The organism is Streptomyces sp. LN549, from assembly GCF_043203805.1.
Classification (GTDB): Bacteria; Actinomycetota; Actinomycetes; order Streptomycetales; family Streptomycetaceae; genus Streptomyces.
Genome location: NZ_JAZHRI010000002.1, coordinates 922,086 through 941,561 on the forward strand (window position 1 = coordinate 922,086; position 19,476 = coordinate 941,561).

Sequence of the window (19,476 nt, forward strand, 5' to 3'; positions counted from 1 at the left end):
GGCTCACGCCTTTCCGGCGGCCGGGTCGGGCCGCAGCAGTACCCACAGGAGGAAGGGGCCGCCGAGGACGCTGGTGACGACCCCGACGGGAAGTTCGACCGGAGCGGCGACGCGTCCGATCGCATCGGCCGCGGCGATCAGTGCGGCTCCGGTCAGCGCCGAGCCGGTGACCGGCACGCGGGTGGGACCGGTCAGCCGCTGGGCGAGGATCGGCGCCGCCAGTGCCACGAAGGCGATGGGGCCGCCGACCCCGACCGCCGTGCCCGCCAGCAGCACCGCGAGGACGAGAGCGACGGTACGCACCCGGCGCAGATCGACTCCGAGGGAACTCGCCACCTCGTCGCCGAAGCGCAGCAGTTGGAGGCGGTGCCCGGCCGCCAGCGACAGCGGGACGAGGAACAGCAGGGCCACGGCCAGCGGCACGCCGGCATCCCAGTCGCGCCCGTTGAGGCTGCCGACGGCCCAGAGGAACACGCCGCCCGCCGTGTTGTCGTTCTCGCGCGACATGATCAGATCGCTCACCGCGCCGATGAAGGTGGAGACGCCGATCCCGGCCACCAGCAGCCGGTAGCCGGCACTCCCCGCTCCCCCGGCGCACAGGACGACCAGGGCCGCGGCGGCCACGGCACCGAGCGGCCCGAGCCACCAGTTGCCGACCATGCCGGTGGCGGACCCCGCGGCGGCGGCGACCACGGCAGCGGTGGCGCCCTCGTTGACGCCGACCAGGTCCGGCGTGGCGAGCCGGTTGCCGGCCAGAGTCTGGGTGAGACAGCCCGCGATGCCGAGGGCGGCACCGACCAGCAGGCCGGTGAAGATGCGGGGCAGCCGGAAGTCCCGCACGATCATGACGGTGCCGGCATCGCCCGATCCCAGCAGTCCCGAGAGGGTCTCCGACAGGCTCATGCCGGTCGAACTCGCCATCACCGCCAGGGTGATGAGAAGGGCCAGCAGCGGAAGGAGCAGCGCGGCGGCGAGCGCGCTGCGCCTCGGGAGGAGCCAGGACAGCGTTCCGGTGCGCAGCACGACGCTGTCGGGCGGGGTCACGTCCGTCATGCCGGGACCCCTGCGGTGGACAGCCGGGAGGAGCGGGCGATCCACACGAGCAGGGGGCCGCCGACGAAGGCGAGCAGCACACTGACCGGGGTCTCCCAGGGCCGGATGACGATCCGGGCGAGAACGTCAGCGACGACCATGATGTCGGCCGCGATCAGGGCGGACAGGACGAGCTGGGCGGTCATGCGCGCCCCTGCCAGCGCCCGGGCGGCGTAGGGCGCGAACAGTCCGAGGAAGGCGATGGGCCCGGCCACGGCGACGGCGCATCCGGCGAGCAGGGAGACGGCCCCGGCGACGACGAGGCGGATCCGGCCGGGGTGGTGCCCCAGGGAGCGGGCGCCGTCGTCCCCGAGCCCGAGCGCCGCCAGCGGGCGGGCGCAGCCGAGTGCGGTGAGCAGGCCCACCGCGATGAGGGGCAGCAGGGGCAGCAGGTCGGAGATCTCGATGCCGGCGAGCGAGCCGATCGTCCAGTAGCGGTAGGTGTCGAAGGTGGACTGAGTACCCAGCAGGACGTACGAGGTGAGGCCGTGGAAGGTGGCGCCGAGCGCCGATCCGGCCAGGACGAGCCGCAGCGGGGAGCCGCCGCCGCGTCCGGAAGCGGCGAACAGGAGGACGGCCGCACTGGCGACCATGCCTCCGGCCAGGGCCCACACCAGCAACGAGGCGGGCGAGTCCGCGCCGAAGTAGGTGAGCCCCAGCACCACGGCGAAGGCGGCCCCCGAGTTGACGCCGAGCAGCCCCGTCTCGGCGAGGGGGTTGCGGGTGGCGGCCTGCAGGAGGCACCCGGCCGTCCCCAGACACGCCCCGACCAGCACCGCGGCGAGCGTGCGCGGCAGGCGCACGTCCACGACGGCCAGGCGCAGTTGTGCGTCCGCCCGGGCGGCCGGGTCACCGACGAGGTAGTCCCAGGCGCCGCCCGCCGAACTGGACCCGGTGCCGATGAGCAGGGACAGCAGGACGAGGGCGGGCAGCAGGAGCACGAGACCGGCGGCCGCCCACACGGCCGCGCGTCCCTCCCGTGGCGGGGCTTCGGTGGGGCGGGTTCCGGTTGCGGGCCGTCCCCCTTGCACGATCGACATATGGTTAGCCTAACCTAAGTAAGCCGGGCGGCTGTCGGCGGCCCCAGGGCTCCCCCATGCCCTGAAACGGCGTCAATCGCCCTGCCCTGTCCCCTTTCGGTGCGGCGGAGCAGCCACCCGGACCGACCTCATCACTCGAACGCAACGGAGATTCCAGGCCATGGCCCCGAATTCGACCTTCTCTTCCCGCGGCCTCGTCCGCCCCTCGGTGGCGGCCTCCCTGATCGGCATCTGTGCCCTGGCGCTGACCGCCTGCGGGTCCTCCGAGGCTTCGGAGGGTTCTGGCGATTCGGGCGGGTCCGAGTCCGCGACGACGACTCAGGTGACGGACGCGACCGGGACGTCGGTGAAGGTCCCCTCGGCGCCCGAGCGTGTGGTCGTCCTCAGTGAGATGGACCTGGACGCGGCTCTCGCACTGGGCGTGAAGCCGGTGGGTCTGACCGCCGGCCGCGGACAGAAGGGCGCGCCCGCCTACCTCGCGGACCAGGCGAAGGGCATCCCCGTGGTGGGTGCGGTCACCGGACCGGACATCGAGAAGGTCGTCCAGGCCAAGCCGGACGTGATCCTCGCCGGCCAGCTCGCCGACGAGCAGGTCCTCCAGCAGCTGCGCAAGGTCGCGCCCACGGTCGTCACGATCGACGGCACCAAGGACTGGAAGAAGGCGCTCTCGCTCACCGGGAAGACACTCGGCAAGGGCAACCGGGCCGAGGCGTTCCTCGCCGACTACGGCACCCGGGCCGCCGCCCTGAAGAAGGACCTGGGCGCGGAGGCCGGCAAGAGCGTGTCCGTCGCCCGCTACTCGGCCAAGGGCTCGGCCGTCATGCAGCAGGGCGTGTTCATCAGCGACGTCCTGAAGGACCTGGGCTTCACCCGCCCCGGTATCCAGAACGAGAAGGGCGAGGGCCACTCCACCCCGATCAGTGACGAGAACCTCAAGGAGATCGACGGGGACTGGCTCTTCATCGGCACCCTCACCTCCACCGGATCGGACCAGGACCTCGTGGGCGAGCTGTCCAAGAAGCCTGCGTACAAGCAGCTCAAGGCCGTGAGCAACGATCGTGCGACCGTGATCGACGGCACCAAGTGGACGAGCCTGGGCGGCGCGCAGGCGGCCGTCTCGGTGCTCGACGACATCCGCAAGGCCATGGTCAAGTGAATCCTGCCCCGGAACTCACCGGCCGGATCGCCCTCGTGACGGGGGCGGGCCGCGGGATCGGCGAGGCGGTGGTGCACGCCCTCGTCGAGCGCGGCGCCCGTGTCCTGGCCACCGACGTCACCCCCGACGGCGTCCACGCGCTCGCCCGGAAGTACGGCGAGCAGGTCGCGGCCCGCACTCTCGACGTCACGGACTCCGCAGCCGTGGAGGCACTCGTCGCGGAGGCCGAGGACACGCTCGGCCCGCTGGACATCGCGGTCAACGTCGCCGGAGTACTGCGGTGTTCGGCCGTCGCCGAGCTGACGGACGAGGACTGGGCGGCCACCTTCGCCGTCAACACCAACGGGGTGTTCCACGTCTCGCGGTCCGTCTCGCGCCGGATGGCCGGCCGCGGGACGGGAAGCATCGTCACCGTCGCGTCCAACGCCGCGGGCATCCCCCGCACGGACATGGCCGCGTACGCGGCCTCGAAGGCCGCCGCCGTCATGTTCACCAAGTGCCTCGGCCTCGAACTGGCGCCCCTGGGCATCCGCTGCAACACCGTCTCGCCCGGTTCGACCCTCACCGACATGCAGCGCGGCATGTGGCCGTCCGGCGACGCGCAGGACGAGGAGGCCGCCGCCCGGCGGGTCATCGAAGGGGACGGGGCGAGCTATCGCACGGGCATACCGCTCGGACGGATCGCCGATCCGTCCGACATCGCCGACGCGGTCGCCTTCCTCGTGTCCGACCGTGCGCGCCACATCACCCTGCACGACCTCTACGTCGACGGCGGCGCCACGCTGCGGGCCTGACCCGCCCGCCCGGCACCTTCGACAGCGGATCGCAGCCCTCCCCCACTGGAGACAAGAAGACATGTCTGCCTCACTGCGCGTACCCACCGCCCCGCACCGGGCCGCGCCCCACACCTCCCCTCCCCCCTCCCCCGGTGCGGCCACCGCACTGCTGGACGCCTACCGGCCCGGTACGGACCGCTTCCTGGCCTCGGCGCACCGGACCCTGCTCGCATCCGGCATCGCAGCCGAAGTCCCCTACGACACAAGGCCGTTGGCCTCCCGGGTGCGCGAGGTGCTCGATGCCCGGCGGCGCGCCGGGGACCCGGCACCGATCGTCGTGGGCGCGCTGCCCTTCACTCCGGGCGCCCCCCACTCACTGGCGGTCCCGCAGTCCGTCCGCCGGACATCGGCGCTGTGCGAGGACCCGCTCATCGCACTCCCCGGCCCTCCGGCTGAGCCCGGCACCTGGCAGACCCGGGAGGTCCCCGAGGCCGGCGCGTACACCGCGGCGGTCGCCGCGGCGGTGCGACGGATGCGCGCCGGGGAGTTCGACAAGGTCGTCCTCGCCCGCACCCTGGAACTGACTTCCTCGCACGAACTCGATCTGCCCGCCATGCTGCGCCGGCTCGCGCAGCACGACCCGAAGGGCTACACCTTCGCCGTCCCCAGCGGGCCGGGCCGCACCCTCATAGGCGCCAGTCCCGAACTCCTGGTAGCCCGCGCCGGGAACGTACTCACGGCCAATCCACTGGCCGGCTCCGCTCCGCGCAGCGACGATCTGGCCGAGGACGTACGGCGCGCGGCCGCGCTGCTGGAATCCCCCAAGGACCTGCACGAACACGCCGTCGTCGTCGCCGCCGTGCGGGAGGCCCTCGCCCCGTTCTGCGTGAGCCTCGACGTCCCCGAACACCCCACTCTCGTACGGACTGCGGCCATGTGGCACCTGTCGACGACCGTCACCGGAACGCTCGCGGACCCTGCCACCTCCTCCCTCGACCTCGCTTCGGCTCTGCACCCCACGCCCGCGGTGTGCGGCACCCCGACCGAGACGGCCCGCGCCGTCATCGCGGAGTCGGAACCCTTCGACCGCGGCGCCTACACCGGCATGGTCGGCTGGCAGGACGCGGACGGCGACGGCGAGTGGGTCGTGACGATCCGCTGTGCCGAGGCCGAGGGCCGCTCGCTGCGACTGTTCGCCGGCGCCGGTGTGGTGGCCGCCTCCTCGCCCGAGGCGGAGACCGCGGAGACCGCTGCCAAGTTCCGCACCTTCCTCAGCGCCGTGGGGGCCGCGCTGTGAGCGCCGCCCCGCAGGACGACGCCCCCACCTGGCCCGCCGGCTTCGCCGAGCGATACCGCGCGGCCGGCCACTGGCGCGGCGAGACGTTCACCGGCGTGCTCGGGCGCGCGCCGCTGCTCACCGCGACCGAGTGGCGGTCGTCGACCCCGCGGACGGGCGCCGCGCCTGGACGTACGGCGAACTCGACGAGCGCGCGGCCCGGCTGGCGGCGGGGTTCGTGGCCCGGGGCATCGCCAGGGGCGACCGCGTCGTCGTCCAGCTGCCCAACGTCGCCGAGTTCATCGAGGTCGTCTTCGCCCTCTTCCGGATCGGTGCGCTGCCCGTCTTCGCGCTGCCCGCCCACCGGGAGACGGAGATCGGCTACTTCTGCTCGTTCACCGAGGCCGTCGCCTACGTGATCCCGGACCGGCACGCCGGCTTCGACCACCGTGCGCTGGCGACCTCGGTGAAGGCGCGGACTCCCGGGCTGAAGCATGTGTTCGTCGTCGGTGACCCGGGTGAGCACACCGCGCTGTCCGACGTGCCTTGCGAGGACTCCGGTCCGCTCGACGGTCCCGAACCGCACGATCTGGCCTTCCTCCAGCTTTCGGGCGGAACGACCGGGGTACCGAAACTCATTCCGCGCACGCACGACGACTACATCTACTCGCTGCGCGGCTCCAACGAGATCTGCGGCGTCGACGAGACCACCCGCTTCCTCGTGGTGCTGCCGGCCGCGCACAACTTCCCGATGAGTTCACCGGGCTGGCTCGGCGCGCTGTACGCGGGCGGCACCGTCGTCCTGTGTCCACGACCCGATCCGGCGACGGCTTTCCCGATCGTCGAGCAGGAGCGGGTGACGATGACGGGAATGGTGCCGCCACTCGCCCTGGTGTGGACCGAGGCCGCGGCGGACGCGGCACAGGACCTGTCCGGTCTGGAGCTGGTCCTCGTCGGAGGCGCCAAGTACAGCGAGGCGGCGGCCCGTCGGCTGGAGCCCGCGCTGGGCTGCCGGCTCATGCAGGTCTTCGGCATGGCCGAGGGCCTCGTCAACTACACGCGGCTGGACGACGACCCGGAGACCGTGGTCACCACGCAGGGCCGGCCGATCTCCGAGGACGACGAGATCCGGATCGTGGACGACGCCGGACAGGAGGTCGCCGAGGGGGACTTCGGACATCTGCTCACCCGCGGCCCGTACACGATCCGCGGCTACTGGCGCGCCCCCGAGCACAACCGGACGGCGTTCACCGAGGACGGCTTCTACCGCACGGGCGACATCGTGCGCCGCACCGCGAACGGCAGTCTCGTCGTCGAGGGACGGGCGAAGGACCAGATCAACCGGGGCGGCGAGAAGGTCGCGCCTGAGGAGATCGAGAACATCATCCTCGCCCACCCCTGCGTGCACGACGTTTCGGTGGTCGGTGTCGCCGACGCGTACCTGGGCGAACGCACGCTCGCGTACGTGATCCTGCGCGACGGCGCCGAACCGCTCAAGCCGGTTGCGGTGAAACGGCACGTGCGCGAGCGCGGAGTCGCCGCTTACAAGGTCCCCGACCTCGTCGAGTTCGTCGATGCCTTCCCGCAGACCGGGATCGGCAAGGTCAGCAAGAACGGGCTGCGCTCCGATTCCTCCCCCGGCTCCGGTTCCTCCCCCGGCTCCGGTTCCGCTCCCGGCTCGGGCTCCGCCTCCCACTCCAGCTCCGCTCCCGCCGAACAGCACCGAGTCCGCTCCGCGCGGCACTGAAAGGCCCTCCCCATGGCACTTCCCGCCATCGCCCCCTATCCCCTGCCCGGCGCGGACGAGATTCCCGTGAACCGGGTCGCGTGGACCGTCGACCCTGCGCGCGCCGTGCTGCTCGTCCACGATCTCCAGAACCACTTCCTCGGTGCGTACCGCTCCGGCGAACAGCCGCTGACCGGCATGCTCGGCAACACGGCCCGCATCATCGAGGAGTGCCGCGGCGCCGGCGTCCCGGTGGTCTACTCGGCGCAGCGCGGCGGCCAGACCGCTGAGGAGCGCGGGCTCCAGCTCGACTTCTGGGGCCCCGGCGCGTCCGACGACGCCGAGGCCCTCGCCATGCCGGACTCCGTCGCGCCCGCGGCCGGTGACACGGTGCTCACCAAGTGGAAGTACAGCGCGTTCGTCCGTACCGAACTCGAGTCCCTGATCCGGGAGTCGGGCCGCGACCAGCTGGTGCTCACCGGTGTGTACGCACACATCGGTGTACTCATGAGCGCCGCAGACGCGTGGATGCGGGACATCCAGGCGTTCGTCGTGGCCGATGCCGTCGCCGACTTCTCGCGCGAGGACCACGACATGGCGCTGCGCTGGGCAGCGGGCCGCTGCGCGGTCGTGACCACCACCGACGCCCTCCTGAAGGAGATCTGAGCACCGTGGCCCTCACCCTGGAACAGATCCGCAACGACGTCGCCGAGTCCCTGGGCGAGGACCCCGCGGACATCCCCCTCGACGAGAACCTCCTCGACCACGGCCTCGACTCGGTCCGCATCATGGCGCTGCTCGGACGCTGGCGTCGCGACCACGACGTGCGGGCCGACTTCGCCGACCTCGCCGAACAGCCCTCCATCGAGGCCTGGTGCCCGCTGCTGGGGGTCTCATGACGGTCCTGCTCACCGATGCGACCGGCACCACGACGGACAAGCCGGGCACCGTACTGCCGTTGACGTCTGCACAGTCGGGCATGTGGTACGCGCAGTCGCTGGATCCGCTCAGCCCGGCGCAGAACACCGCGGAGTGCCTGGAGATCGCCGGGCCGCTCGACCCCGAGGTGTTCGCGGCGGCTCTGCGCCGGGTCACCGCGGAGGCGGACGCGCTGCGCGTCCGGATCGAGGAAGGGCCGGAGGGTCCGCGCCAGACCGTCGCGGCCTCGGTCGTCCTCCCGTTCACCGTGCACGACCTGCGGGGCGTGCCCGACGGGGACCGGGAGGCAGAGGCATGGATGTGCGCCGACCTCGCCGAGCCCTGCGATCCGGCGGCCGGACCGCTGTTCCGGCATGCGCTCTTCCGCGTCGGGCAGGAGCGCTGGCTCTGGTACCAGCGGATCCATCACCTCGTCATGGACGGCTTCGGCTACTCGCTGCTCGTCCGGCGCACGGCCGAGATCTACTCGGCACTCGTCCGGGGCGGGGATCCCGGGCCCCGGGCCTTCGGAACGCTCACCGACCTCGTCGCGCAGGACGCCGACTACCGGGCGTCGGAGGCGTTCGCGGCAGACCGCGCCCACTGGTCCGAGGCCTTCGCCGACCGGCCGGAGGTGCCGAGGCTCGCGGGCCGTGGCGCTCTGCCGTCGCGTACGTTCCTGCGCCGCACTGCCCACCTCGGTCCGCAGGCCACGGAGCGGATGCGGGAGCTCGCGACGCAGCTTCGCGCGACCTGGCCCGAGGTGCTGATCGCCGCGCAGGCGCTCTACACCTCCCGGGCCACCGCCCGCTCCGAAGTGGTGCTCGGGCTGCCCATGATGGGCCGGGTGGGATCGGTCGCGCTTCGCGTGCCGGGCATGGTGATGAACGTGCTCCCGCTGCGGCTGACCGTCACTCCGGGCGCAGGTTTCGCCGAGTTGGTGCGCCAGGTCGTTGTGGGCATCCGCGAGGTCCGCCGCCATCAGCGCTACCGCTACGAGGACATCCGCCGCGATCTGCGACTGCTCGCCGAGAGCCGCGGTCTGGTGGGCCCGCTCGTCAATGTGATGCCCTTCGACTACGACGTGGACTTCGCGGGTGTGCCTGCCCGGGCCCGCAACCTGTCCGCGGGCCCGGTGGACGACCTGACCGTCAACATCTACGACCGGGCGGACGGCCGCGGGCTGCGCATCGACCACGACGGCAATCCGGCCCTGTACGACGAGGACACGCTCGCCGCCCATCAGGAGCGCTTCCTGCACCTCGTGGAACGGCTGACCGCGGCGGACCCGCACGCCCCGCTCTCCGCACACGGCATCGCGACCCCTGCCGAGCACGACCTGGTCGTCGAGCGGTTCAACCGCACGGACCGCGTGCTGCCTCCGACGACGCTGATCGGACCGATCGAGGCGCAGGCCGCCCGCACCCCGGGCGCGACCGCGCTGGTGTACGGGAACGTCTCCCTCACGTACGCGGAGCTGAACACCCGCGCCAACCGGCTGGCCCGGCACCTGCGGACCCTCGGCGCCCGGCCGGGTGCCGTGGTGGCGGTGGCGGTGCCGCGCTCGGTGGAGCTGATCGTCTCGCTGCTCGCCGTGCTGAAGGCGGGAGCCGCGTATCTGCCGCTCGACCCGGAGTACCCGGCGGAGCGGATCACGTACATGCTGCGGGACGCGGCACCCGTCTGTGCCGTCACCGACCGTGCCGGCCGCCTCCCCGACGACGCGATGACAACACAGGTGGTCCTGGACGGCCTCGACGTCTCCGGATACCCGTGGTGCGATCCGTCGCGCCCGCTGACGCCCGCGCACCCCGCGTACGTCATCTACACCTCGGGATCCACCGGCCGCCCCAAGGGCGTCGTCGTTTCGCACGGCGCGATCGACAACCGGCTGCGCTGGATGCAGGACGCCTACGGGCTGACGGCGGACGACCGGGTACTGCAGAAGACGCCCTCGTCGTTCGACGTGTCCGTGTGGGAGTTCTTCTGGCCGCTGCGCGAGGGTGCGGCACTGGTCGTCGCAGAGCCGGGCGGCCACAAGGACCCCGCCTGTCTGGCCCGGCTGATCCGCGAACGAACCGTCACCACCTGCCATTTCGTGCCGTCGATGCTCCAGGTCTTCCTCGCGGAGGCCGACCTCGGCGCGTGCGCCGGACTGCGTCGGGTGTTCTGCAGCGGGGAGGCTCTCCCCCGGGAGACCGCGCACGCCTTCGGGCGCAGGCTGCCGCACGTCGAGCTGCACAATCTGTACGGGCCTACGGAGGCCGCCGTCGACGTCACGTTCCACGCGTGCGCGGCGCACGACACCGGGCCCGTGCCGATCGGGCAGCCCGTGTGGAACACCCGCCTGTATGTGCTCGACGCGGCACTGCGGCCCTGTCCCCCGGGGGTTCCCGGCGAGCTGTACCTGGCGGGCCGCCAGCTCGCCGACGGCTATCTGAACCGCCCGGCGCTGACCGCCGCCCGGTTCGTCGCCGACCCCTTCGGGGCCCCGGCTCAGCGGATGTACCGCACGGGGGATCTGGCGCGCTGGACGGAACAGGGCGAGGTCGAGTACCTCGGACGTACGGACCACCAGGTCAAGCTGCGCGGGCAGCGCATCGAGCTGGGCGAGATCGAGGCCGCGCTGGCCGCCCTGCCGCAGGTGGACGGGGCCTGCGCCCTGGTGCGTGAGGACCGGCCCGGCGAACAGCGGCTCGTCGGTTACGTGACGGGAGCCGCCGACCCCTCGGCCGTGCGGGCCGCACTGGCCCGTGAGCTTCCGGAGCACATGGTGCCGTCGGCGGTGGTGGCGCTCGACGCGTTCCCACTGAGCCCCAACGGAAAGCTGGACCGCCGCGAACTGCCCGCCCCCGTCTTCACCGGCGGCGGAGGCCAGCAGCGGGCGATGAGCGCCCGCGAGGAGGCACTGACGCGGCTGTTCGCGGAGGTGCTCGGGGCTGCCGCGGTGGGCCCCGACGACGCGTTCTTCGATCTGGGCGGGACCTCGCTGCTCGCGGTCCGGCTCGTGGGGCGGGTGCGGGAGGAGTTCGGCACCGAGCTGACGATCGGTTCTCTGTTCGAGGCGTCCACCCCTGCCGCGCTCGCCACCCGGATCGACGCTGCGGGAACCACGTCCGGGGACGCCCTGGACGTCGTCCTGCGACTGCGTGGCGGGAACGCGCGGACGCCGCTGTTCGCCATCCACCCGGCGGGAGGCATCGCCTGGTGCTACGCCGGGCTGGCCGCCCGGCTGGGCGCGGATCAGCCGTTGTACGGAATCCAGGCACGCGGCCTGGTCCGCGACGAACCGCTGCCGCGAACGCTGGAGGACGAGGCCGCCGACTACGTCCTGCGCATCCGGGAGGTGCAGGCGCACGGCCCGTACCGTCTGACGGGCTGGTCGGTGGGCGGGGTCCTCGCGCACACGGTGGCGGTGCTGCTCCAGAAGAGCGGCGAGGAAGTCGAACTCCTCGCGCTGCTCGACGCGTTCCCCGCCGAGCAGTGGCGGGAGCGCCCGGCGCCCGAGGAGGGCGACGCTCTCACCGCGGTGCTGCGCATGGCGGGCTTCGAGCGCACCGGCGAACGCACCCGCGAGGACGTGCTCGCCACGCTGCGCCGGGCGGGCAGTCCACTCGCCGGGCTCGAGGACCGGACGCTGTCGAAGATCGTCGACATCGTGCCCAACCATGCCCGCATGATGCGTGAGCACGTGCACGGGGGTTACGACGGCGACCTGTTGTTCTTCACCGCGGCCGCGCCCCGGGCGGAGGACTGGCTCACCCGTGAGGCGTGGCGCGCCCATGTGACGGGCGCCGTCATCAACCACGATCTGGACTGCACACACCCGCAGTTGATGCAGGACCGCTTCCTCGACACCATCGCGGCGGTGCTCGCGGACCGGCTGAAGGAGCTGGACGCCTGACCTGCGCACCGCCTCCGCCCCGCGCAGGTCAGGCGGAGGCGGTGCCCGGCGTCAGCAGGTCCACCAGACCGTCCGCGAGTTCCGTACGCCAGCAGAGGTAGTCGTGGCCGCCGTTGAACTCCCGGTAGGAGGCGTCCTCGTAGCCGGCGGACGCGAGCGTTTCACGCAGTCGGCGCGCAGCGGGAAGAGCGACCCACTCCTGCTCACCGAAGGAGAGCCAGAACCTGACCGGCAGGCGCGGGGATTCAGCGATCCGCGCCGTGAGCCACTCGGCTTCCGGGCCGTCCGGCCACCAGAACGAACCCGACTGCGCCAGCACGTTGCCGAACCGGCCGGGCGCTGTGAGCGCCGCATAGGCGGCGGTGAGCCCGCCCAGGCTCTGGCCGGCGACCACGGTGCGCGCGGGGTCGTCCGTGACCGGCAGGCGCGCAGCCGTCCAGGGCAGCAGTTCGTCGTTGAGGAACGCGACGAAGTCGGGGCTGCAGGCCAGGTCCGACCAGCGGGTGGCCGCATCGACGGACTCCGGCAGCAGGGCCACGAGCGGGGGGATGCGCCCGTCGGCGATGAGGTTGTCCAGCGCATGGGCGAGACCGAGGTGCGGTTGCCAGTGCTCCCCGTCCAGGAGGACGAGCACCGGCAGTTCCGTCGCCCCGCCGGCGCCGGCGGGCCGGTACGTCCACACGCGCCGGCTGCCGCCCAGGCGCTCGGAGGGAACCTCGTGCGTGGAGACCTCTCCCCGGGCGACGCCCGGTCGCGGCAGCCAGTCCCGGGCGCTCGGCGCGGCCGGGAGCTCGGCGTAGGAGACCGGGTCACCAGCCCAACGGCGGGGAAGCGAAAGCCGGTTCAGTGGATCGTGACGGCGCTGGGTGCGCAGCCGTTGCCAGTAGTCGGCCGCCTCGGGGCCGGGGCCCTCGCCCTCGTCGACGTAGAAGTCGTACGTGCCCCTCCAGTCGTGCCGCAGGCGCAGCGTCCAGTGCCAGACATCCGTGCCGGGTACGTGCTCCATCAGGTTGCCCTCGGGGGCCCGGGGGTCACCGAGCTTGTTGGGCAGCACCTGTACGGCGCGGGTGCCGGGGGCGCCGCGCCAGAGGAACGTCACGGCGACGTGGTCGTCGCCGCCCAACGGGTCCGGCCCGACGAGCGGCGTGCCGGATCCGGCCACCCGGGCCCAGAACTCCTCGGCACCGTCCGGGCCCGGCAGGGCGCACACGGGGTCCATGAGCCGGGTCAGGGGGTCCGGCCGCACCGACCTGGGCGGTCGCTTCGGGGCGTCCTGGGGCGGCACAGACGTGATCATGAAAAGTGGCTCCGAATGACGAGGCGTTCGACTTAGGGTCACCTTACCTTCCGGCACCACAGGCCCGCCGCCGGTACGCACCGCCTCGCGACCGCACGCGGACCCCTCAATCCTTTTCTCATATTTTTAGGTTAGGCTCACCTAACTAGACGTCCAACGCGGGCTCGCCCCGCCGTCGTTGACTCCGCCCCCTCAGTCACCCCCTTCCTCCTTCACTCTCCGCCTGCCAGGAGCAGCCCGTCATGAACCCCGACAGACCCTCCCGCACCCCCATGCCCGCGGCCGCTTCCCGCGCCTCTCGCACCGGAATCAGGCGCATGGCCGCGCTGGCCGCCGGTGCGACGCTCGGCCTCGGTGCCCTGGCCGTCCCCCTGGCCACCGCGAGCAGCAGTACGCAGACCGGGAGCGCACTCGCCCTCGTGGACGACACGACCGCACCCACGGTCGTCCTGGGCACGGCCACCGTGAAGCCGGGCGGCGAAGTACCGTTCACCGCCTCCGGATTCCCCTCCGGCGCCACGCTCAGCGTCAAGTTCGACGACAAGACGCTCCTCAAGCAGTTCCCCGTGGGCGACGACGGCACCGTCGTGGGCGCCGTGACCGTGCCGGTCGACGCCGCGGTGGGCGGCGAGCACTGGCTGCGGTTCCTGGCACCGCAGACGAGCGTCAGAAGCGAGAACCTGTCGGTGACGGGCGATGCGCCGTCACCCACACCCACACCGACTTCCACAGCGACGACGAAACCCACACCGAAGCCCACGGCGACCGTGACTCCGCCGGCCGCGAAGCCCACGGTCCGGCTGAGCGGTTCCGAAGCCACGGCGGGCGGCAAGGTCTCCTTCACCCTCTCCGGGTTCGCCGGGGGCCAGAGCGTCACGGTGAAGCTGGACGACAACGAGATCATCGGGCAGTGGACGGGCGCGGTGAGTGCCGCGGGCACGTTCTCCGGCACCGTCACCCTGCCGAAGTCGACTTCGGCAGGGGCGCACTGGCTGCGCTTCCTCGCCCCGAACCCGTCCACGAGCCTGCGCGCCGACCTCTCGGTGAAGACCGCGGGCACGGGCGGCACCGGCAGTTCGGGCGCGGGCGGTGGATCCGGCGGGACGACGGACACCGGCGGCACGACGGGCGGCTCCGGCACCACGGGCGGCTCCGGGAGCAGCGCCTCAGCGTTCGCCTCGATCACGGCGGGCTCACAGGTCGCCACCGGCGGCAAGGTCTCCTTCCGGGTGACCGGCTTTCCGGCCGGCCAACAACTCACCGTCAAGCTCGACGACTCCGAGATCATCGGGCAGTGGCCGGACGGCATCGGCGCCGACGGCACCCTCTCCGGCACCGTGACGGTCCCGGCCTCGGCGACGAAGGGCGCCCACTGGCTGCGCTTCCTCGCCCCGAATCCGTCGACGAGCGTCCGGGCGGACTTCACCGTCACCACCGGTACCTCCGCAGGCTCTTCGGCCACGGACGCCACCAACCCATCCGGCGGCGCGCCCACCCCGGTACCGGCGGCGTCGGGCGCACCGGCGGCCGCCTCCGACTCCCGCGGCGCCAAGGCCGGGATCACCGCCGACCAGGTACAGGCGGGCGGAACACTGCACTTCGCGGTGACGAAGTTCCCGGCCGGCCGGACGGTCACCGTCAAGCTCGACGACGACGCGATCCTGGGCCAGTGGAAGACCGATGCGAAGGGTTCGTACGAGGGTGACGTGACCGTCCCGGCCGGCACCCCGACAGGGGCGCACTGGCTGCGCTTCCTTGCACCGGAGCCGGCCACCACGCTCAAGGTCGACTTCGAGGTGACCGGAGCGGACGGAACCCCCGGCAGCGACCCGGCATCGGCCGATGCCGTACCGGACACCGCGCCCCTCACCACCGCGGCCGCGTCGCTGGAGAGTCCCGTCTCGTACGCGACCATCGCCTGGTCGGCCGCGGCCGCGGCGGTGGGCGGAGCGGCCGGCGCCGCGGGAACCACACTGTTCGTGGTCCGCCGCCGGCGCCCCGTCTCCGACCAGGGCTGACGCCGCCCGAACACCCCTCGCATTCCGTCGAGTTGTTAGCCAGATCACACACCTGAAAGAGCGTTACTTAGGTAAGGCTAAGCTAAGTTTCAGGTGTACGAATCCCCATGAAACACCCCCAGGGAGTTGACCCCAGCATGACCTCACCCACCCGCAGCCTGCGTCGCACCGGAACCAGTGCGGCCATCGCCGTCGTGCTCGCCGCAGGCAGCACCGCGGCACTGACGGGCACCGCGACCGCGCAGAGCCGGCCGGCTACTTCGGCGGTCACCACCGCACCTGTCGCCACCGGCCTCTACCAGTCCTCCTACTCGGAGCGGAACCACGTCCTGTGGACCACCTCTTCGGTGGGACGGCCCCCGGTGACGAACTCCGCCCTGACGAAGGTGGACCCGCTGACGCTCAAGGTGAAGGCGACCTACACGCCGCCGGTCACCGACGCGGCCACCGGCGCGGTCGAGGCGGTCTACGGGGTGGCGGTCGACGACGAGCACAACACCGTCTGGACCACCAACACCCGCAACAACTCGGTCGCCGTGTACAGCCAGCGCACCGGCGAGCACCTCGCCACGCTCCCCAACGTGGCCCACGCCCGGGAGATCGTCGTCGACGAGCGCCACGACACCGTGTGGGCGAGCTCCTACGGGGACGGCACGCTCGTCGCCTTCGACAGCCGCACCCTCAAGGAGAAGAAGCGCGTCACGGTCGAGGGTTCGGGCCCGGCCGGTCTGGCCGTGGACGAGAAGTCCGGCACCGTCTACGCCGCCGACCTCACCAACGACCAGATCATCCAGGTCACCACCCGCTCCACGACGCCGCGGCTCATCCCCACCGGTGACGGCCCGATCTCCGTCTCCCTGTCCAAGGACGGCCGCACCGCCTACACCGCCAACCAGACCGGCGGGGACGTCTCGGTCGTGGACCTCCGCAAGGGCCTCGTCACCAAGTCCGTCGCCACCGGCTCGGGTCCGCTGTCCGTGGCCACGGACTCCCGCTCGGGCAACGTGCTCGTGGCCAACCGCACGGACGCCACCGTCTCGGTCGTCGACCCCCGCAAGGGCAGCGTCGTGAAGACCGTCGCCACCGGCGCCAACCCCAACCACATCGAGGTCGCCGGCGGCTCCGCGTACGTCGTCGACAAGTCCGGCGCGGGCGCCGACGGCAAGGACCAGCTGCACCGCATCCGCCTCGCACGCTGATACCTCCGCACCCTCCGAAGGGGTCCGGCCCACCGTGTCACGCGGTGGGCCGGACCCCTTCGGCGCCATCGGGCGTCACCTCCGGCCCTCAGTCGGCCGGCAGCGCTTCCGGAGCCGGCGCGGCGTCCGGGTGCCCGCACCGGCAGAGCCATGAACCTGGCGGACGGACGGCTTCCGCCTCACCCGCGGTTACGCGCCCCGGGCCATCAGGAACCGACGCTCAGGGGCAGGAGCTGCGGGCGCTTGGCGGCACGCCCGTCGCCGGACGACCGACCGCGCAGCCGGCGTCCGAGCCAGGGGCCGAGGAAGGCGGCCGCCCACCGCAGTTCGGCTCCTGCTGACCGCAGCCCCTTGGGGAGCGCCTGGGGCGGAAGGGGGTGTGTCCAGGCGTCGTCGCTTCCTGGCAGGCCGACGGCCTGGGCGACGGCAGCAGCGATCCGAGCGTGACCGACAGGGCTGGTGTGGAGCCGGTCCACGCTCCACAGGCGCGCATCGGTGGCCACCGGGTGCAGGTCGATCTCGGCGACCGCGACCCCGTGGCGGGCCGCCGCGGCACGGATATGGGTGTTGAGGTCCGCCACCCGGGACCTGAGGGGCCGGGCCGCAGGCGCGACCTTCCCCACATCGGGGAAGGTCAGGGTTGCCACCTGGGCCCCGGCGGCCGTCAGCGCGGCGAACATCTCCTCCATGTGCCCGACCACCTCCCCGGCGTCGAACCGCGGCCGGAGCACGTCATTGACCCCGGCGACGACGGTGGCCAGGTCGGGGCGCAGGGCCAGCGCAGGTCCCAGCTGCTCCCTGTGGACCTGACCGGCGACACGTCCTCGAACGGCCAGATTCGCGTACTGAAGACCGGGGCTGGACACCGCGACATGCTCGGCGAACCGATCCGCCCAGCCCCGCAGGCCCACGATGTCGTCCCCGTCACCGATCCCTTCGGTCTGGCTGTCGCCCAGCGCGACGTACCGCAGGTACTCACCGCTCGGCATGGGTTGCCTGCCTCTCCCGCAGCACGGCCGTGGTCCGCAGGCACCAGTCCCGGTGGCCCTGCTCGAAGGCCACGCCGCGCAGACACGTCAGGTACGGCCCGATCCGATCGCCGTGGCGGAGGAACTCCGCCTCGTCCGCATCCCCGCGCATCTGCCGCAGCAGCTTGTCGAGAAGCTCGATCTTCGCCTCGGCCGCGGACACGCGCTCTTCGAGCTGTTCGATCACCTGCGCGGTGCCGATGCGGTCGGCGGACTGGACCTTGACGAGGAGGTCGTCGCGGATGAACGACGGCTTCGACGGAGTTGCGGCGAACTTCTCCAGCTCGTCACGACCGGCGTCGGTGACGTGGAAGAGCCGTTTGTTGGGCCGGGTCTCCTGAACCACCTGCCGCCCCGCGACCAGCCCTTCCTTCTCCAGCCTGGCCAGCTCCGTGTACAGCTGCTGGGGCAGGGCATGCCAGAAGTTCGCGACGCCGACGTCGAAGGCCTTCGCCAGTTGGTAGCCGCTGTACTCGCCGTCCAGCAGCGCCGCCAGCACGGCATGTCGCAAGGCCATCGAAGCAGCCCCTCCTTCTCCTCGCCGGTCAGCCCGGTGGCACAGGGCACGGTGCACCGTGCTCAAGAATATGACTAGTCAACTCGTTGAGTACCCGTTTCGCAAACTTGGCTCTTGACGGAATGCGGGGAACGGCACGTCACGGCTGCTGCGCACCGGCGGAGCCGCAGCAGCCTGCGGCAGGGGACACGGGCCGCGCGAGGGCGGTGAGAGGGGAGCGGAAGTGGCCCTACGACTCCGTGGAAGTCACTTCGTGACTTCCGTACGGGCGCGTGATGATTTCCATGCCGTGACCAGCGGGATCCATGAAGTACAGCCCGCGCCCGTGAAGGGGTCCCGCGCGCACCATCGACCGCGGTTCGCCAGGTCCAGCCGATAGTGGGCGGGATGCGCTGAATGACCGCCAGGACTGCGCGAGTCCGCTCCCCTGCCCCCAAGGACCTGAACGTCAGAACGGCGTCGTTCTCACCGACGCCGCTCTGACATCACATGAGGATCGCACCCCACCTCCAGGTCACCGCCCGCACCCATGCGGCGGCAACGACCGGGCGAGGAAAGGGGCGTTCATGGAGCGGCGTGCTGTGGGTCGGTCTCAGTCCCATTGGTCCTGGTTGATGAAGTGGCTGAAGCCTCGCCATGAGTTGGGGCCCATCACACCGTCGATGGGTCCGGTGTAGCCGTGGGCTGCGGCCAGTCGTTGGACCGCGGCCCAGGTGTTGGTTCCGGGTACGCCGTCGAGGGGTCCGGTGTAGCCCCAGTTGCGCATGTTCAGCTGGAGCGCGGCGTACGTGTTCGGGCCCGGGACGCCGTCGATGGGTCCGGTGTACCCGGACTGGATCCGCAGCCAGTTCTGCGTCCGTTGCCACATCACCGGCCCCGGAACACCGTCCTGCTCCGTCGACGTCTTCGGCAACCCACCACCGCCCCCCAGGTAGTTCAGCGGGTTGACGCGCGTGCCGCCCGGGGTGATCAGATGCCAGTGCACGTGCGGTCCGGTGGAGCTTCCGGAACCGGGCGCGCCGACGGCGCCTCCGGAGCGGCCGACGATTCCGCCCTTGCCGACCGAGGTGCCGTTGGCCAGCAGGAACTGCGACAGATGCATGTACTGCGTCCGGTACCCGTCGCTGTGGGTGATGGTCACCGTGTGTCCGCCGGTGCCGTTGTCCGGAATGTTGGTGACGACTCCGGCGCCCGCCGCCGGCAGTGCGGTGCCGACTCCCATCCCGTAGTCGATTCCACCCAGGGAGCCGTCGTTGAGGTGGTCCTGCCAGGTGCCGGTGATCTGATAGCCGCTGAACGGGTTGTAGATGTCCAGCGCCTGGGCGGGGTTGCCCGAGAAGAGCACGCCACCGGCCGCCAGGCCGAGCGTGGTGACCGAGCCCCGCAGTAGGGTGCGCCTGCTTATCTCGAGCCGCGACCGAATCTCCCGGCCGTCTTCGGATCCATGCTTCTCACTCACGTCAACTCCCTTGTGAATGCTGCGACTTGACCTGGCAGAGGGGTGCGGGGCCAAGGTAACCTACGCGCAT

The 19,476-nt window shown here is 71.8% G+C and carries 14 protein-coding genes and 2 pseudogenes; 9 read left to right on the forward strand and 7 right to left on the reverse strand.

The genetic code is table 11. The annotated features are described in order from the left end of the window. Positions 1–3 precede the first annotated feature (3 nt). The gene (locus tag SH922_RS04115; RefSeq protein WP_393054762.1) at positions 4–1,053 is read right to left on the reverse strand and encodes a FecCD family ABC transporter permease; all 1,050 of its coding nucleotides are present in this window, start codon (positions 1,051–1,053) and stop codon (positions 4–6) included. Further along, on the reverse strand, positions 1,050–2,132 hold the full coding sequence (locus SH922_RS04120; RefSeq protein WP_393054764.1) for a FecCD family ABC transporter permease: 1,083 nt from the start codon (positions 2,130–2,132) through the stop codon (positions 1,050–1,052). Before SH922_RS04120 ends, SH922_RS04115 begins: the two co-directional genes overlap by 4 nt. A 160-nt stretch (positions 2,133–2,292) precedes the next feature. On the opposite strand from SH922_RS04120, the gene SH922_RS04125 reads away from it, so the two are divergent. From SH922_RS04125 to SH922_RS04155, 7 genes and pseudogenes are all read left to right on the forward strand, one after another. Next, entirely contained in the window at positions 2,293–3,288 is a 996-nt protein-coding gene (locus tag SH922_RS04125) for an ABC transporter substrate-binding protein (protein WP_393054766.1), read from the forward strand. Beyond that, on the forward strand, positions 3,285–4,082 hold the full coding sequence (locus SH922_RS04130; protein ID WP_393054768.1) for a 2,3-dihydro-2,3-dihydroxybenzoate dehydrogenase: 798 nt from the start codon (positions 3,285–3,287) through the stop codon (positions 4,080–4,082). The genes SH922_RS04125 and SH922_RS04130 overlap by 4 nt, the downstream gene beginning before the upstream one ends. Before the next feature lie 61 nt (positions 4,083–4,143). Then, the gene (dhbC, locus tag SH922_RS04135) at positions 4,144–5,361 is read left to right on the forward strand and encodes an isochorismate synthase DhbC (protein ID WP_393054770.1); all 1,218 of its coding nucleotides are present in this window, start codon (positions 4,144–4,146) and stop codon (positions 5,359–5,361) included. After that, positions 5,358–7,087, forward strand: a pseudogene (locus tag SH922_RS04140) ((2,3-dihydroxybenzoyl)adenylate synthase). Before dhbC ends, SH922_RS04140 begins: the two are co-directional and overlap by 4 nt. A gap of 12 nt (positions 7,088–7,099) precedes the next feature. Next, a complete protein-coding gene (locus SH922_RS04145) occupies positions 7,100–7,732 on the forward strand; it encodes an isochorismatase family protein (protein ID WP_393054772.1) in 633 nt (210 codons plus the stop codon). A gap of 5 nt (positions 7,733–7,737) precedes the next feature. Then, positions 7,738–7,965, forward strand: a complete 228-nt coding sequence (locus tag SH922_RS04150; RefSeq protein ID WP_393054774.1) for a phosphopantetheine-binding protein — start codon at positions 7,738–7,740, stop codon at positions 7,963–7,965. Then, complete coding sequence (locus tag SH922_RS04155) at positions 7,962–11,888, forward strand: amino acid adenylation domain-containing protein (protein ID WP_393054776.1); 3,927 nt, start codon at positions 7,962–7,964, stop codon at positions 11,886–11,888. Before SH922_RS04150 ends, SH922_RS04155 begins: the two co-directional genes overlap by 4 nt. A 28-nt stretch (positions 11,889–11,916) precedes the next feature. Here SH922_RS04155 and fes read toward each other — a convergent pair whose 3' ends face one another. Then, entirely contained in the window at positions 11,917–13,185 is a 1,269-nt protein-coding gene (fes, locus tag SH922_RS04160; protein WP_393054778.1) for an enterochelin esterase, read from the reverse strand. 242 nt (positions 13,186–13,427) lie between these two features. Between fes and SH922_RS04165 the strand changes: the two genes are divergently transcribed. Next, complete coding sequence (locus SH922_RS04165; RefSeq protein WP_393054780.1) at positions 13,428–15,203, forward strand: hypothetical protein; 1,776 nt, start codon at positions 13,428–13,430, stop codon at positions 15,201–15,203. Between the two features lie 137 nt (positions 15,204–15,340). Then, positions 15,341–16,402, forward strand: coding sequence for a YncE family protein (locus tag SH922_RS04170; RefSeq protein ID WP_393054782.1), 1,062 nt, complete (start codon positions 15,341–15,343; stop codon positions 16,400–16,402). A 206-nt stretch (positions 16,403–16,608) separates the two neighbouring features. Here the strand turns inward: SH922_RS04170 and SH922_RS04175 are convergent, their stop codons facing one another. From SH922_RS04175 to SH922_RS04190, 4 genes and pseudogenes are all read right to left on the reverse strand, one after another. Then, positions 16,609–17,391 carry an SGNH/GDSL hydrolase family protein gene (locus tag SH922_RS04175; protein ID WP_393054784.1) on the reverse strand — a complete coding sequence of 261 codons (783 nt, stop codon included), beginning with the start codon at positions 17,389–17,391 and terminating at the stop codon, positions 16,609–16,611. After that, the gene (locus tag SH922_RS04180) at positions 17,378–17,947 is read right to left on the reverse strand and encodes a PadR family transcriptional regulator (protein WP_393054786.1); all 570 of its coding nucleotides are present in this window, start codon (positions 17,945–17,947) and stop codon (positions 17,378–17,380) included. The genes SH922_RS04175 and SH922_RS04180 overlap by 14 nt, the downstream gene beginning before the upstream one ends. Positions 17,948–18,176: 229 nt before the next feature. Next, positions 18,177–18,272, reverse strand: a pseudogene (locus tag SH922_RS04185) (VOC family protein); the annotation flags it as partial. A 267-nt stretch (positions 18,273–18,539) separates the two neighbouring features. After that, positions 18,540–19,406, reverse strand: a complete 867-nt coding sequence (locus tag SH922_RS04190) for a peptidoglycan DD-metalloendopeptidase family protein (protein WP_393054788.1) — start codon at positions 19,404–19,406, stop codon at positions 18,540–18,542. Positions 19,407–19,476: the final 70 nt, after the last annotated feature.